This is a genomic window from Corallococcus sicarius (genome assembly GCF_003611735.1).
GTDB classification, from domain to species: Bacteria; Myxococcota; Myxococcia; order Myxococcales; family Myxococcaceae; genus Corallococcus; species Corallococcus sicarius.
Genome location: NZ_RAWG01000056.1, coordinates 1 through 16,408 on the forward strand (window position 1 = coordinate 1; position 16,408 = coordinate 16,408).

10 protein-coding genes are annotated in these 16,408 nt (G+C 68.8%); 4 read left to right on the forward strand and 6 right to left on the reverse strand.

The features are described 5' to 3' along the window. Nucleotides 1–21 precede the first annotated feature (21 nt). Entirely contained in the window at nt 22–2,076 is a 2,055-nt protein-coding gene (locus D7X12_RS11420) for a monovalent cation:proton antiporter family protein (protein ID WP_120625329.1), read from the forward strand. A gap of 89 nt (nt 2,077–2,165) precedes the next feature. After that, nucleotides 2,166–2,702, forward strand: coding sequence for a hypothetical protein (locus D7X12_RS11425; protein WP_120625300.1), 537 nt, complete (start codon nt 2,166–2,168; stop codon nt 2,700–2,702). A gap of 7 nt (nt 2,703–2,709) precedes the next feature. Here D7X12_RS11425 and D7X12_RS11430 read toward each other — a convergent pair whose 3' ends face one another. The 4 genes from D7X12_RS11430 to D7X12_RS44985 form a co-directional block, all read right to left on the reverse strand. After that, the gene (locus tag D7X12_RS11430; RefSeq protein WP_120625301.1) at nt 2,710–3,354 is read right to left on the reverse strand and encodes a cysteine hydrolase family protein; all 645 of its coding nucleotides are present in this window, start codon (nt 3,352–3,354) and stop codon (nt 2,710–2,712) included. A 75-nt stretch (nt 3,355–3,429) separates the two neighbouring features. Continuing rightward, complete coding sequence (locus D7X12_RS11435; RefSeq protein WP_120625302.1) at nt 3,430–4,413, reverse strand: WD40 repeat domain-containing protein; 984 nt, start codon at nt 4,411–4,413, stop codon at nt 3,430–3,432. A gap of 5 nt (nt 4,414–4,418) precedes the next feature. Next, nucleotides 4,419–5,159, reverse strand: coding sequence for an immunity 52 family protein (locus tag D7X12_RS11440; protein WP_120625303.1), 741 nt, complete (start codon nt 5,157–5,159; stop codon nt 4,419–4,421). A gap of 21 nt (nt 5,160–5,180) precedes the next feature. After that, nucleotides 5,181–6,713, reverse strand: coding sequence for a Tox-REase-5 domain-containing protein (locus tag D7X12_RS44985; RefSeq protein ID WP_120625304.1), 1,533 nt, complete (start codon nt 6,711–6,713; stop codon nt 5,181–5,183). A gap of 128 nt (nt 6,714–6,841) precedes the next feature. Between D7X12_RS44985 and D7X12_RS11450 the strand changes: the two genes are divergently transcribed. Both D7X12_RS11450 and D7X12_RS11455 read left to right on the forward strand, forming a co-directional pair. After that, nucleotides 6,842–7,486: an SRPBCC family protein gene (locus D7X12_RS11450; RefSeq protein ID WP_120625305.1), complete on the forward strand. Its 645-nt coding sequence runs from the start codon at nt 6,842–6,844 to the stop codon at nt 7,484–7,486. A 155-nt stretch (nt 7,487–7,641) separates the two neighbouring features. Then, on the forward strand, nt 7,642–10,104 hold the full coding sequence (locus D7X12_RS11455; protein ID WP_158620029.1) for an Ig-like domain-containing protein: 2,463 nt from the start codon (nt 7,642–7,644) through the stop codon (nt 10,102–10,104). Here D7X12_RS11455 and D7X12_RS11460 read toward each other — a convergent pair. Then, complete coding sequence (locus D7X12_RS11460; RefSeq protein ID WP_120625307.1) at nt 10,006–11,781, reverse strand: M1 family aminopeptidase; 1,776 nt, start codon at nt 11,779–11,781, stop codon at nt 10,006–10,008. The two genes, D7X12_RS11455 and D7X12_RS11460, sit on opposite strands and share 99 nt — an antisense overlap. Nucleotides 11,782–11,881: 100 nt before the next feature. After that, nucleotides 11,882–16,342: a discoidin domain-containing protein gene (locus tag D7X12_RS11465; protein WP_341868216.1), complete on the reverse strand. Its 4,461-nt coding sequence runs from the start codon at nt 16,340–16,342 to the stop codon at nt 11,882–11,884. Between the last annotated feature and the right edge of the window lie 66 nt (nt 16,343–16,408).

A 16,408-nucleotide genomic window follows, 5' to 3' on the forward strand; every position in this document is an offset into this window, starting at 1 on the left:
GCCGTCCCCGAGGCGCCCCCCATGCACGACGCCCACGCCTTCCTCCAAGCTCTCGCCACCGTCCTCTGTGTCGCGGCGGTCACCACGGTCCTCTTCCAGCGTCTGCGCCAACCGGTGGTGCTGGGCTACATCCTCGCGGGCGTCATCATCGGGCCGCACGTGCCCATCCCGCTGGTGGCGGATCCGAACATCGTGCAGACGCTGTCGGAGCTGGGCGTCATCCTGCTGATGTTCTCGCTGGGGCTGGAGTTCAGCATCCGCCGGCTCTTCCAGGTGGGGCCCACCGCGGGGCTCACGGCCGTCATCCAGTGCAGCGTGATGGTGTGGCTGGGCTTCATCGTGGGCCGCGCGTTCGGCTGGACGATGCTGGAGAGCCTGTTCGCGGGCTGCTGCATCGCCATCTCCAGCACCACCATCATCGCGAAGGCGTTCGACGAGCAGAACATCCGGGGCGCGCTGCGCAGCATCGTCGTGGGCATCCTCATCGTGGAGGACCTCATCGGCATCCTGCTGATGGCGATGCTCACCGCCGTGTCCACCGGCTCCGGCCTGTCCGCCGGAGACCTGGCGTTGACCGTGGGCAAGCTGGCCGCGTTCCTGGTGGGGCTCGTCGGCATTGGCCTGCTGGTGGTGCCGCGGTTGATGCGCTCCATCACGAAGCTCCAGCGGCCGGAGACGACGCTCGTGACGAGCGTGGGCATCTGCTTCGCCATCGCGCTGCTCGCGCAGGCGTTCGGCTATTCGGTGGCGCTGGGCGCGTTCCTCGCGGGCTCGCTGGTGGCGGAGTCCGGCGAGGGCAAGGAGATTGAGCACCTGGTGCAGCCGGTGCGCGACCTGTTCGGCGCGGTGTTCTTCGTGTCGGTGGGCATGCTCATCGACCCGGCGCTCATCCGCGAACACTGGGCTGCCATCGCGGTGCTCACGCTGGTGGTCGTCGGCGGGAAGATCGCCAGCGTCACGCTGGGCGCGTTCTTCACCGGCAACGGCACGCGCACGTCGGTGCAGGCGGGGCTGAGCCTGTCGCAGATTGGCGAGTTCTCCTTCATCATCGCGGGGCTCGGCCTGTCGCTGAAGGCCACGGGCACGTTCCTGTACCCGGTGGCGGTCGCCGTGTCGGCCATCACCACGCTGACGACGCCGTGGCTCATCCGCGCGTCCGGGCCGTTCGCCAACTGGGTGGACCGCAAGCTGCCGGCGCCGCTGCAGACGTTCGCGTCGCTGTACGGCAGCTGGGTGGAGAACCTGCGCACGTCGCCCCGCCAGAAGACGGTGGGCGCCCGCGTGCGGCGCATGGCGCTGATGCTCCTGCTGGACGCGGCGCTCCTCACCATCATCGTCATCGGCACGTCGGTGCTGCTGCCCCGGGTGTCGGCGTACATCGAAGAGCGCCTCGCGGTCGACGTGGCGCTCACGCCGATGATCGTCATCGGCCTCGCGGTGGTGATGGCCCTGCCCTTCTGCGTGGGCATCATCCGCGTGGGACGCCGGCTGGGCGTGGTGCTGGCGGAGGGCGCGCTGCCGGCGACCACGGGGAACAAGGTGGACCTGGCGGCGGCGCCGCGCCGGATGCTGGTGGTGGCGCTGCAGCTGGCGAGCGTCTTCATGGTGGGGGTGCCGGTGGTGGCCATCACCCAGCCGTTCCTGCCCGGCTTCCCGGGCGCGGTCCTGCTGCTCATCTCGCTGGCGGTGCTGGGCGTGGCCTTCTGGCGGAGCGCCACGCACCTGCAGGGCCACATGCGCGCCGGAGCGCAGGTCATCGTGGAGGCGCTGGCGGCCCAGTCCCACGCGAAGAACGACGAAGAGCCGGCCCCGGACGTGCTGCACGGGGTGCGTCAGCTGCTGCCGGGCATCGGGGAGCCGGAGTCGGTGGCGCTCGACGCGACCAGCGCCGCGGTGGGCCGCACGCTCGCGGAGCTCAACCTGCGCGGCATGACGGGCGCCACGGTGCTGGCCATCCGCCGGGGTTCCGAGGGCGTGCTGGTGCCGTCCGCGCAGGAGGTGCTGCGCGCGGGTGACATCCTCGCGCTCGCGGGGACGCATGAAGCCATCGACGCGGCGAAGGGCGTGCTCGGCTGACGAGGGACGCCCGCGGGATGCAATGGGGGACGGGGGCCGGCCGTAGTGAGGGCATGCCGTCCCCCTTGCGTGTCCTGGAGGCTTCCACCATGCGCCGCCCACTGCTGCCCACCCTGCTCCTCGCCTGCTCGCTGGCCCTCCCCGCGCTGGCGGCGGAGCCGGCGAAGACGCCCAGGCCCGTGAAGCGCATCTGCGTCAACGTGAAGGACGGCTCGCGGTCGGTCCAGGGCACGGATCTGGTCATCGAGCCCGGGGAGAAGGTGAAGGACGCGGTCGCGGTGGACGGCAACGTCATCGTGAAGAAGGGCGCGGTCGTGGACAACGACGTGGTGGCCGTCCGGGGCCGCGTGGTCCTGGAGGCCGGTGCGCGGGTGAAGGGCGACGCGGTGGCCCTGGGTGGCGACGTGCGGGTGCCCACGGGCGCGCGCGTCGACGGGAACGCGACGGCGCTGGGCGGCAAGCTCAAGGTGGACAAGCCCGAGGACGTCGGCGGCGAGCGCGTGAACTTCTCGCTGGAGCTCAACGGCGACGACCTGGTCAAGGAGCTGCTCGGCAAGGCGCTCGAGGACGATCAGAAGTGCCACATCCTCGACGACGAGGACGACAAGGACGACAAGGACGTCTGAGGCTGCGTCACTTCCACTCGGGCGGGGGCCGCGCGTTCCCGCGGCGGGTGCGGCGGGCCATCTTCACCTCGTCGCCCCGGCAGACGCGCACGCGCAGGAAGCGCTGGAGCTGATCCAGCGCGAGGTCGTGGTCGGTGTCGCTCTCCGCGCAGCAGCAGTCGCTGAGCACGGTGATTTGATACTCGTGCATGTGCGCGTCGTGGGCGCTGAAGAAGACGCACAGGTTGGTGGCGATGCCCGCGAGCAGCAGCTTCTTCGTGCCCAGGTGCTCCAGCAGGGGCACCAGCGACGTGGCGAAGAAGGCCGAGTGCTTGGGCTTGAGGATGAAGTAGTCCTCCGGCAGCGGCTTGAGGGCCCGGGCGACGTGCCGTCCCCGGCTGCCCTTCCGGGTGCAGTGCTTGTAGACGTCCCCGAAGTTGCTGCGCCACAGGTCGAAGTTGTCGTTGACGTAGATGACCGGCACGTCCGCCTTGCGCATCCGCTGGGCGAACGGCTCCAGGCGTTCCACCATGCGCTCGGCCCAGGGCAGGACGTTCTCCCCGCCCGGGAAGTCCAGGTCATTGATGACGTCGATGATGAGCAGCGCGGTGTCGGACCGTCGCTCGTGCGTCGAGCGGGGAAGCTTCGGAGCTGCCTTGCGTGGCTTCGTCACGTCCACCTCCTGGAGCGTGGACGCTAATCACGATGCAACCCTCTCCCAAGTGCCGCGCCCGGCACCCGGAGCGGATCATCCGGGGCCCCTGCGCGCGTTGACGACGCCCCAGATCCCCACCCGGCTCTCGTCCAGGCCCCAGCTCACGAAGCGTCCATCAGGAGAGAAGGCCACGGTGCTCAGCTGCATGTCGTCCAGGTCCGAGTCGGAGTACAGCACGCGGCCGTCCTGGACGGCATGCACCTCGAAGGCGGTTGTGTCCGCGCTGACCGCCAGCAGGGAGCCCTCCCGGTTGAACTCGACGTGGATGGCGCCCGCGCCGGGCCCTTCGATGACGCGGACGACGTCGAGGTCGGGGAGGCCCAGGCAGAGGAGTTCCCCCGCGGACGTCCCGGCGACGAGCCATTCTCCGGACGGAGCGAAGGCCACGGTCCAGCTGCGGGAGGATGAGTCGAAGGAGCGGGTCGCCAGAGGCTGGCCGGTCCTCGCGTCCCAGAGACGGATCGTGGCACGGGTCCTGTCTTCCGGCTGTTCCTCTGCGGCGCCCGCGGCGGCGAACCGACCGTCGGGGGAGAGCGCGCACCCGTAGAGGTAGGCCGGGTCCTCCCGTCGCCACACGAGCCAGCTGCGTTGCAGGTCCCAGAGCAGGACGCGTCCCGCAGCGGTCAGCAGCAGCCGCGTTCCATCCACGGACAGGTGGGCACCGGTGAGCGACCTCCCGGTCTCCACCATGGACAGCAGCGAGCCGTCGGAGACCGCCCAGGTCTGCAGGGCGCCCTGGACCGTCACGGACAGGATGCGCTGCGCCCCTGGAAGGAACCACGCCGCCATCGCGCCCGGCAGGGGGAGCGTGACGAGCGGAGTGTGCTGGTCCGACTGGAGGTCCCACCAGCGAAGACACGTCCGGCCCCGTTGAAGGACCGACAGCAGGTAGCGCGACGATGCGTCCCAGCCCAGCCACTGCAATTGGTAGACGGGGGGATTCCGCTCCGGGTCGCCCAGCCGTCGCAGCAGCGCCAGGGACTTCGCGGTGTCGGGTGTCAGGAGGGCGGAAGGCATGACGGCTACCGAGCAGGAGGGATGACGGGTTGCATGAGGCCGGCCTTGGATAGCAATTCGCCCACGCGGTGGCCCAGTGCGACGTGCTCGGGGTTGCTCGCCGTCAAGCGCTCCGGGGTGAGAATGACGAGCGTGCCCCGGTCCTCGACGGGCTCGATGCGGACCGGTGCCGGTAGCGGGGGGACGGTTCCACGACGTCGAGACTGGTACATGACCCAACCCGCGAATGTGCCCGCGCTTCCTACTTCGGACATGAGGTCGCGATGATCCGACGAGGTGGCCACGGCCCAGTCCGGTTCCCACGCGAGCACCATGCTTCGCACCACGCGTGTCAGCACCGGCACGGTGAACAACCGGGTGGGCATCTTCAGCACGCAGACATTGGAAACAGCCTCGGAATAACATCCGCAGAGGACTTGCAGATCCGCGCTGTCATTGCCCCGACCGCCATTGCCGAACCAGAAGGTGAAGCCCAGGTCTTCAATCGGAGGGCCTCCCCGCTCGCGGTTGACACCTTTGCGGAACAAACCGGCGAGGGTTGCAACGTCGGGCGGCATCAACGGGTGCTTGCGCGCATCCTTGAGTGACCGAGCCGGCTTGTACCACTGGGCCAGGAAGGGGTCGCATTCGGCCAGAAGCCCCAGGAAGACCGCCGTGCGCCCGGCGCACTCCTCCGGCGTCTCCTTGCGAGGGCCCCAATAGGCACCCGCGTAGTAGGTCTCAGGATAGGGCTGGGAATCCGGCATGATGGGTCCGTTCTACTCGCCTCAGTGCGCCGGGGTGTGGATGACGGTGATCCCTGAAATGTTGTTCTCCCTGAACAGCTTTCGGATGGCATCAGCGGTTCTCTTTTCCGCGACATGCCACTCGATGGGAACGTTCAATCCTCGCACCCGATCAACTTGCCGATTGGCCTGCTTGACCATGTCGGCGGCTCCCGAACTCTTGAACCAAGCTTTGGGATCAAGGCTGTCGAGGAACTTGTTCGCATAGCCCGGCCCCTTGGCCTCCAGCAACAGCCCGTCCCTGAAGCCGTCGAACTTCACGCCTCCCTCCTTCGTGCTCTGGCCTCCGACCCAGTAGGCGTCATCCGCGGAGTGTCCCGAAATCTGCTCCTGGTAGCGCCGGGCTCGCGCGGACATCGACTCCTCGGCGGGTCCCCACTGTCCAGGCTCCTCCGCCGGAGAGGACGCGTTCGCATCAACACGCTGCAGGATGATGGCCGCGCCCGGCCCTCCGCTCAACACCGCCGCCGTGCGCCCGATGGGCACCGCGATGCGCTCCACCGCCAGCGCTCCCTCGGCGGACAGTGACAGCACCGGCACGGTGGCCTCCGCGCCCGCCATGGCGCCCCTCACCGTGCGCGTCGCGGCGGAGGCCGCGCCCCACGTGACGACCATGCCCGTCGTCAGCCGGGCGGCCTCCCGGATCTGCTCCCCCTCCGTCATGGACTGGAAGCGCTCCCAGTACGCGGGCGACGACGTGATGAGGGCCACGAGCCCCGCCGGCAGGTTCCGCAACCCCGCCAGCGTGCTCGTGGGCTGCGAGAGGAGCTGCCCCATCGCGTGGTACAGCTCCACGAAGGCGTCCTCGGCACCATCCAGCGAGCGATTGATGACATCCGCGTCGTCGTACACCTCGGCCAGCGGCGGCCCATCCACCGACCGCAGCTGCGCATCCGCGTGACGGAAGACGCCGCTCCGGCCGCTGTAGAAGCGCCCCAGCTCGAAGCGGTGCGCGCGGAAGGCTCCGTCCTTCCACTCGACGGCCGCCACCTTCTGCTGCGTGCTCCCATCCAGGGCCCACGCGAGGTAGCCGTCCGGACGCAGCACCGCCACCTGCTCCTGGGCGAAGCGCGCCACCCTGCGCACCAGCTCCTCGCGGGAGACTTCGCCGCGCTCCAGCACCTCGCGCAGCAGGAAGCCCGCGGCCATCCGGGGTGGGAAGGCGTCCAGCGTCACCGGCTTCTCCATCAGCCGCCCCAGCACCTCGACGGCGTCCTCGGGCGTGAAGGGATTGCGGCGCAGGGGCAGCTCGTCCAGGTCCTCCAGCCCGGCGCGGAACAGCAACTTCTCGAAAGCATCCACGTCCAGCAGGCCCAGCTCCACCGCCTGCCGCACCTGCTCGCCCGGACTGGAAGTGATGAGGGCCGTGCCCGTCGGCAAGCGACGTTGCCGGAGCGTCCTGGCGCCGCCTCGCCCCGAGTGCGTCTCCACCCCGGCGCAGCCCGCGACCAGGAGCAGGCACCCCACCGCGACAGCCGCGCGCATCGGGAGCAGGAGGGGGTAGGGATTGACCATGGGGCTGCAAGATACGTGGCGCGTTGCCGACCGCCTACACCCCCGCCAAGAGGGGGGCTTGAGCGGAGCGGGACGCTGAGCCTAAGACGCTCCTGGCCCCTTCCAGGGGTTCCGTTCCGAGGACACCCATGTTCAAGAAGATTGCCATTGGCCTTGCCGCCGCGCTCCTGCTGTTGCTCGGCGTCATCGCCACCCGCCCCAACACCTTCACCCTGTCGCGCACCGCCACGGTGCCGGGCACGCCCGACATCGCCTTCGCGCTGGTGAATGACTTCCACCGCTGGGGTGAGTGGTCCCCCTGGGACAAGCTGGACCCGAACATGAAGCGCGTCTACGGCGGCGCGGAGTCGGGCACCGGCGCCACCTACGCGTGGGCGGGCAACTCCGAGGCGGGCGAAGGCCGCATGACCATCGAGGAGAGCAAGGCGAACGAGTCCGTCCGCATCAAGCTGGAGTTCCTCAAGCCCTTCGCCGCCACCAACCTCACGACCTTCACGTTCAAGCCCGCGCAGGACGGCGTCGAGGTGACGTGGAGCATGTCGGGCGACAACAACTTCATCAGCAAGGCGTTCTCACTCTTCTTCGACATGGACTCGATGGTCGGCAAGGACTTCGAGAAGGGCCTCGCCAGCATGCAGACCGCCGCTACCGCGGAGGTCGCGAAGCGCGCGGAGGCCGAAGCCGCCCGGAAGCAGGCGGAAGCAAAGGCCGCCGCAGAGGCCGCCGCCGCCGCTGCTGCCGCCGCGCCCGCCGTGGCCGTGCCCACCCCCTAGTCTTCACACGCACGCCCGCGGCCCCCGGCCCCTCGTTGCCTCCGCGGCACGAGGGGCCTTCTCGTTCCACGAAGGCCCGTCTCCGCCACCCGCTGCAATTGTTTTATTCACTCGTGGTATCTGTGTCGCCTTTGCGGATGTTTCGAGGTTCGACAATGCCTGTGTCTCATGGAGCCTCGCGGCTCTCCCTGTGCCTGCTCCTGCTGCTGGTCTCCTGCGACTCCACCCCGCCCGACGAGACGCCAGGAGGAGGCAAGGACAACGACAAGGTCGTCGCGCTCCGCCTCACGCCGAACGAGGCGACGCTGCTGGTGGGCGAATCGCTGACGCTGGTCGCGCAGGCGGTCGACGACTCCGGCCAGATCCTGGAGGACGTCCAGGTGACCTGGTCGTCCTACCTGCCGCAGTACGCCACCGTCTCCAGCGGCCAGGTGGAAGGCGTGTCCGCGGGCGGCTCGGTCATCACCGCCACGGTGGGTTCGGTGAGCGCGACCCTTTCGGTGGTGGTGCTTCCCGACGACGTCTCCCGCCCGTCGAGCCACGAGGTGCTGGAGACGGCGCATGAGGCCGGCCTCATCACCGACGAGGAGCTGCTGGCCTACCAGGTGTACGCCGCCTTCAGGGATCCCCGCCTGCCCATCCAGTACAGGGCGCGCGTCGAACCCGGCTTCGACGCCACCGCGCTCGAAGCGCTGCACGCACGCTTCGACACCCTCTCCGCGCCCATGCAGGACGCGCTCGGAATGTACCTCCTGCGCCCGAACGACCCTGGCAGCTGGCTCAACGCGCCCCTCCCGTCCCCCGCGCTGCGCAGCCTGGCGCGTCCCTCCTGCCGCGCGGGCCTCAGCGGCTGGCACAGCGCGTCCAGATCCACCGCGAAGATGAAGATCTGGTTCGAGTATGGCGTCTCGGGTCAGCGCGAGAAGGCCATGCTCCTGGAAGAGGCGGTGGAGAAGGAGATCTGGCCGAAGCTGATGGCGCTGGGCCTCAAGGAGCCGCTCACCGACGAGGCCTACGCCGGCTGCAACGGGGGCAGCTCGCAGGTGGACCTCTACCTGGTCCGCAACATGACCGACCTCGGGCTGACGCTCCCAGCGGGCTACACCGACGACTCCCAGACCCCCACCTACATCATGCTGTCCGGTGGGCTCTCCATTGACGAGCTCAAGGCCGCGACCGCGCACGAGGTGATGCACGCCATCCAGTGGTCCTACAAGACGATGGCGCCGCAGCCTTCCTACGGTTGGATCCGCGATGCGACCGCGACCTGGGCCATCGACCACGTCTATGGCCAGACGTTGCAGCTCGAGCAGGACTACGCGGACTGCTTCATGAGCACCCCGGCCTACCCCCTGGAGGACCGCTCCAAGGGCAACTGCTCGTCGCCGAAGGCGGGAGATGCCAGACGCGACTACGGCGCGTATCTGTTCTTCCAATACCTGGCCAAGAAACACGGCCCCAACCTCGTGACGGCCTCGCTGGAGAAGCTGGTCACGGAGACCTCGGCCCTCAGCGCGGTGGACGCGGTCATTCCCGGCGGGTTCGAGAAGGTCTGGCCGGAGTTCGCGAAGGTGCTCTGGAATCAGGCGCCCATCGACACCCGGGCAGCGTCCTTCAAGCAGTGGGATCAGCTCTCAGAGAAGGTGCGCTCGAACGACCTCCTGGCCGACCTGGCCGGCGCGCCCGAGGCCCGGACGGACCTCCATGCCGAGCTGAACAACCTGTCGAGCCGCTACTACCACTTCACGTTCAGCGACACGGACACGCGGTCCATCCGCTTCCACAACGGCTGGTTCCAGAACATCACCCAGGCGAAGGAGCCGGTGAAGGTGTTCGCGCTCTGGAGCGACGCGAGCGGGACGTGGCACGAGGAGGACTGGAGCGACTACGAGGACGTGGGCTTCTGCCGCGACCTGAAGTCGCAGCGGGTGCAGGACCTCGTCATCATCACCACCAACGCGAAGGTCGAAGCCGGAGGCGGCGGGAAGCTCACGTCGGCGGAGGTGTCGTACCTCCAGCGCAACAACGTGGGCTGCTGGAAGTTCAAGGGCACGTCGAAGGCGGTCCAGACCGGCGGTAGCTGGACCGGCCGGGGGAAGATCCTCGACGCGAACCTGGAGTTCCAGGTGCTGGGCGCCTTCGCGGCCGCGGACTACGACCATCCGCTCCTGCCGCACACCAAGAGGCTCGGCGCCTCCCTGATCATGGCGCCCAGCGGCAAGTTCACGCTCGACATCCAGTACGTGACCGGTGGCTGCGGCTACCGGCTCGGGCCCACGGAGTACACGCTGGGGCCGGTGGGCGGTGGAGTCCTGATGGTGAATCCCTTCAAGGGCTTGAAGTCGCCGGATCCCGACGCGCACGCCTGGCTGTCGCGCGACTCGCGCTCATACACCGCCGCGCTCGCGGACGGACGCGTCGTCGACGTCATCGTCAGCGGCACGGGTTGCACGAGCCCCTTCAAGGACGCCCCCGGACACATCCTGATGACGAACGAAGATGAGGTCGTGCACTCGGGCCTACCGCCGCTCGCGAAACCGGACGGGGTGCTGTCCGAGGTGATCACCATCGAGGGCATCACCTTCAGCTGGACCCTTCAGCCCCAGCGCGAACCCTGAGTCAGGCCACTCCCGGAGGAACAGCGGGATCCGGCGGTTGACCAGCCGGTTCCCCGGATCCACCGTCACCGCCCGGACGGGCCACGGTGGAAGCGGCACGGTGGCGTGCACCGTCGCGGACGCAGGTTCGAGTCCGTAGGAGACGGTGACACGCTGCCGCTGTTCCAGCGCCTCCCCCTGGAGCTCCAGCTCCACCACGCATGGATACACACGGCCGGCGAGCGTCTGCTGCGTCACGGTCAGCACCAACGCGTCCTCCTCGCGCCACTCCACCTGGAAGTACGGCAGGTCCGGCTCCCCTGCCCCGTCCACCCAGGTCTCGAAGTAGCGCTGGAGCCCGACACCGGAAGCGCCTTCGAGCGCCGTGCGCAGGTCCTCGATGCTCCGGGCTCCCGGTTCGGCCAGGAACGTCTGGAGCGCGGAGAGCACCCGCGGCCTGCCCAACAGGGACTCCAGTTGCAGGAGGAGGATCATCGGCCCGGTGCCGTAGACATCATTCACGAAGGAGATGAACGGCGGCGCCGGCACGTCTCCCGGGCGCAGGTAGTAGGACGACGTGCGGGCCAGCCGGTCCCAGTACGCGAGCGTCCCCGCCGCCTCTCCGCTCCGGTGTTCGTCCTCATAGACATACGTGAGGTACTCCGCCACCGCCTCCTTCCACGGATAGTCCCGGGCACTGGCGAGCGTGGTCCGGTTGCCCGCCCACTGGTGCACCACCTCATGCATCAGCGTGTGCAGCGTCATGTTGGCGTAGTTCTTCGGAAGCAGCGGCAGGTTGTCACGCAGGACGATGTTGGCCGGATGCTCCATGCCCAGCCATTCGGTGGGAGCGCCCGCCACGCGCAGCTCGCGGCCGTAGGGGAGCGGACCGAAGCGGTCCGTCATCCACCGCAAGAAATCCTCCACCGCCACCGCATCGAGCGCCGGCCCCAACAGGCCCCTGGAGGAGTCGTAGAGGTCCACCCGCGCCACGTCCGAGTCCACCAGCCGCGTGCGCTTCCATCCGGGATGGGAGGCCACCATGAAGGCGGAATACGTGGGCGCGCGCGTCCCCAGGAGCTCGCAGCGCGTGTGGGTCGCATCCGGCTGCGACAGGGTGCCGGGGCACAGCACCACCTCGCCGGGAGCGTGCGTCACGTCGAACGTGAAGTACGCGAGCCGGGCGGGCGCGTCGTCACAGGGTCCGAAGTAATCGCAGGACTCCACCCAGCCCAGCAGGTAGGTGAACACGTCGCCGTGGAGGTCGGGACGCCGGGAGAGCCCCACCTGTGTGTACAGGTGCGTGGCCTCCGGGACGACGTAACGGCTGTCGATCCAGACCGGCCCCTCCAGGAGCGACCGCCCGCAGACCTCCAGCTTCCCGTCCACCGCGCGGGCGCTGGAGGCAGGCGCGCCCTGCCACCGCACGTCCGTCACCTCCGCGGGGGCCGGAATGGACACACATCCTTCGCGCGCTCCCTTCACGTCCAGCCACAACCGGGTGGTCGCCTCCCGCGTGGTCAGGTCGAAGGTGAAGTCGTAGCGGTCCACCGCGTACGCCAGCGGCGGCCCGTCCACGTTCCCGACAGGCCCTGGTGGTTCCGGAGGTGGCTCGGGAGGCAGCTCGGGGGAATCGCAGCCCATTCCCCCAAGGCCCAGCACGAGCAGGAGCGACCACAGGCGGGGAGCACGGAGCATGGACCGGATACGCACCGGGGCATGCTGTCAGGTCGTCGGAACGAAGAAAGGGGCGACCGTCTCCGGCCGCCCCTCCCCTTCAATCCCAGCCCTCCGCCACCTACTTCGTGAAGCTGATGGGACCCGTGGACAGCGTGGTGTTGTTCGCGCCGTCCACCGCGCGCACACGCCAGGTGTGCGTGCCCGCGGCCAGCCCGGTCACCGTCGTCTGCTCGGTGCCCACGCCGTACACCTCGAACTCCCACAGCGAGTAGCCGTAGGCCGTGGCACGCTGCACACCGCGCATGCGCACGTAACGGCCCACGCCCGTGAGGCCCGTCCAGTCGTCAATGCCACCGTCGCCGGTGTCCACCGTCTTCAGCGCCACCCAGTTGGTCGTCCCGTCCAGCGACGTCTCCACGACGTAGCGCCGGCCGTACGCGGCCTCCCAGTTCAGCACCACGCGCTTGAGGGAGTAGATGGCGCCCAGGTCCACCGTGATGGAGTCGGTGTCACCCGTCGTCGCCGTGCCGACGCTCGACCACCGCGTCGTCAGGCTTCCGTCCACCGCGTCGTTCGGGCTGCCGAACTCGGACGAGGTGGCCACCACGTTCTTGCCCCTCGCCAGGTTCGTCCCGGCGGGGGTCGCCGTGCTCCGCAGGATGGCCGGGCTGCGGTCCGCCCCGTCCACGATGAGCACGTACTGCGCCACGCCCGCGCCCACGTCCGTGGTCTGCTCCCAGATGAAGCGCGTGGACGTGCCCGGCACTGACTGGCCCGCCGACGGCGACAGCGCCGCGAAGGCCGCCGGAGGCGTCGTGTCGTTCAGCGTGAAGGTGAACGTGGGGGACTGCGTCACCCCGTTCGCCCAGTTGAACGCCTTGACGAACCAGGTGTGCGTCCCGTTCGCCAGCTTCAGGCTCTCCAACGGGGCCGACGGCGTCTTCGTGATCGCCACCGGAGCGGCGCCGCCGTCGATGAAGACCTCGTAGCGCTGGATGCCCGTCTGCGGATCGCTGCTCGCGTTCCAGGTGAACGCCGGACGCGTGGTGGTAATCACAACATTGTTCGCAGGCGTCAGCAGGCTGAACGCCACCGGCGCCGTCGTATCCGTGAGGCCGAAGCCCTGGATGCCCGCGCCGTACTGGTACAGCGGGTTGCCGTAGATGGGCTCGATGTGCTGACCCGTGGCGATCTTCTGGCGGATGATGGCGCGCTCCGCGTCCGTCGCGCCCAGGTCGTACGGGAGGTCCCAGCGCTCCAACTGGCCGTTCTCCACGTCCGTCCCAATCTGGCTCATGGAGCGCGGCAGCTGCCACGGCGTCTTGCCGCGCGGCAGCACGTCACCGAACAGCACGTCCGCCACCGCGTAGCCGCCCATGTCACCGGGGCGGTAGGCGATCAGCAGCGCGTTGGTGATGGGCATCACGTTCGTCAGGATGTACGGCCGCGGCATGATCATCACCGTGGTCGTGGGGATGCCCTGCGACTTGAAGCTGTTGATGACGCCGAACTGGTCGCCCCACTTCGCTTCGTGGGCCGGGCCAATCGGGTCACCGGGCAGGTACGGCTTCTCCTTGTCCCACTCCGTGCCGTGGGTGAAGTAGCTCTCGCCCACCACCACGATGGCCGCATCCGGCGTCACGCCCGCGGGGGCGTTGTCCTTGTAGACCGTGAGCCCCGCGGCCTCCGCGCGTGCCTTCAGCGCCGTGTAGATGGTCGGGTCGCCGAACTCGTAGCCGTGGAAGTCCGAGCGCCACGTCACCATGCAGGACATGTCGTCCGCGCGAGGGCCCGCGATGACGATCTTCCCGCCCGGCGGCAGCCGCACCGGCAGCGCGCCGTCGTTCTTGAGCAGCGTCATCGCCTGTTGTGAAGCGCGGCGCACCGCCGCCTTGCTGTCGGCGGTGTGCCACTCGGAGGTGCCGGCGGGGCCGCGCTTGTACGGGTCCTCGAAGATGCCCAGGCGGAACTTCAGGTCGAGGATGCGGCGCACCGAATCGTTGATGCGGGACAGCGGCACCTCGGTCTCGAAGTTGGCCATCGCGGACGGCGTCGCGCCGCCCATGACATCCGAACCCGCCGTGGCCGACCGCACCCACGCGCCCGAAGGCAGCCAGTCCGAGCAGATGACGCCGTCGTACTTCAGCTTCGTGCGCAGGTAGTTGAGGATGCCCGGGTTGTCACCCGCGCCGTACCCTTCCGGCCCCAGCAGCCAGCTGCCGGCGTAGCCCGGCATGATGCCGCTCGTGCCCGCCTCGATGGCCGCGTGCCACGGACGCATGTGGTAGTGGATCGTCGTGCCGTCGTAGGTGATGCCGGCCTCACCGCCAGCGCCCTGTCCGGGCCAGTGCTTCGTCGTCACCCAGATGGAGTTCGGGTTCACCTCCGGGCCCCCCTGGAGGCCGGCGATCAGCGCGCGGGTGATGCCCGCCGCCAGGTCGGCGTCCTCGCCGTTGCCCTCCTGGATGCGCGGATAGAGGACCTTGGTGTTCACCTCCGCCAGCGGCGACAGCGTGCCGCGGCTGCCAATGGCGATCTGCTCCTTCCGCTGGATGTCACCCATCTCGTAGATGGTGTCCAGGTCGCGCGACGCGGCGAGCGCCGGCTGCGTGGGCCAGCTCGTCTTGTAGCCGTGGATGGAGTCACCCGCGTCGATGTGCGGGATGCCCAGCCGGGTGGCCGCGGACGCCCGCTGGAACATCACGATGTCCGTGGGCGACAGGGGCCCCATCTGGAAGCCCGCCTCCGGGTAGACCTTGGCGTCGTAGAACATCTGCATCGCCTTCTCATGCAGCGTCATCCGGCCCATCAGGTCGTTCACGCGCACGGAGACGGGGTTGCGCCAGTCCTCGTACGGCTCAATGACGCCGTTCTTGTTCAGGTCGCGCGCGCCATTGATGACGTTGACGCCGTCCGCCTGCGTCTCCACCGTCGGCACGTACACGCTGAAGTTGCCGATGTCGGAGCGGGGCGTGCTGCCCGCCAGCGTGGCGACGACGTACCACTTGTACGTCCAGCGATCCGGTAGGTCCTCCGTGAACGTGAAGGACGTGCCCGCCTGCGACGCCACCTGCGTGTAGCGATCCAACAGGTTGCCCGCCGCCATCCAGTCGTAGTCGTTGCGCGTCAGGTTGACGTAGAGCGTGTAGTTCGTCGCGCCCGTGACGGGCGCCCACGTCAGCGTGGGACGGCGGGTCGCGGTCACCATCGCGTTGTTCGCCGGGGACACCAGCCGGAACGCGCCCGCCACCGGCATCGGCGCGGGGGCCACGTACGGATCCGGGATGATGGTGGGGTCCTGCGGATTCTGGGTGCCACCCGTGGCGAAGATCTCCACGTTCCAGTCCGCGCCCTGCACCGCCAGCGCGCTGACGGACTGTCCGCGCTGCTGGGTGCCGTTGTAGTCCACCACCGCCAGCCGGATGTCCGTGTTGGGCTGGGTGGGTGAGAACTGGTTCTTCGACAGCGTCACCGTCGTGTTGGGCGGGAACGTGAGCTGGTAGGTGAACGGCCCGGGCGGGTTGCGCACGGACGGCGTGGTGTTGCCCTCCTCCGGCACCGGCGTGACGCTCAGCGGCGCGGGCGACACGTTGATCTTCGCGTACGCCAGCTCCGGGAAGTTCAGCTTGATGGTCTGGTTGGTGGTCTGCGTCGGCGGCGGGTTCGTGCCGCCGGACTGGTAGACCTCGAAGGACCACAGCGAATAGCCGTAGCCGGTGCCGCGCTCGGTGCCGCGCATGCGGAGGTAACGATACGTGCCGGAGACGGGGATCTCCCTCCGGCCCACCGCGCCGTTGGTCACCGTGTTGAGCGTGGTCCACTGGACGTCGTCGTTGGAGCCGTCAATCGTGTACGTCTTGCCGTAGGCCCCTTCCCAGTCCAGCACCACCTTGCCCACCACCTGGGACGTGCCCAGGTCCACGCGGATCCACTGGGGATCCACGGCGGGGATGGAGGCCCAGCGCGTCGTCGCGAGCCCGTCGAACGCGAAGCCCGGAAGCAGGTACTCGGAGTTGCCCTCCACGCTGGACGCCGTGGCCGGCCTGTTCTTCGCCAGGTCCGCGTTGGTGGGCGGCGGCGTGCCCCCCGTCTCATAGACGGCGAACTCCCAGAGGGAATAGCCGAAAGCGCCCGCACGGGCGACGCCCTGCATGCGCACGTAGCGGCCCGTGGTCCCCGCCGGCAGCGACAGGTCGTCCACCGCGCCGTCGCCGTTGGTCACGGTGAGCGCGTCCGTGAAGGACGTGCCGTTGGTGGACACCTGGATCTTGTAGCCCGTGGCGTAGCCGGCCTCCCAGGTCAGCACCACGCGCGAGATCGTGCGCGTCTGGCCCAGGTCCACGGTGATCCATTCATTGTTCGTGAACGCACTGCCCCAGCGCGTGCCACCGTTGCCATCCACCGCGTACTGGCCCAGGAAGTTGCCCTCCGCCGAGGACGTCGTGGTGGGCTGGTTCAATGCCACATTCGTCTGCGCCTGGGCCGGCGCGGCACCCAGCACGGTCAGCAGCAGCGCCGCCGCCACGAAGGCTCGCGAAAGCCAGACACCGGGTGGTGCTTCCAGAAGAAACGGGCGCACGCCCGTGCTTGACAATGGAGCTGTAGATTCACACATTGGGGGACGACTCCTTGAATGAGACACCGT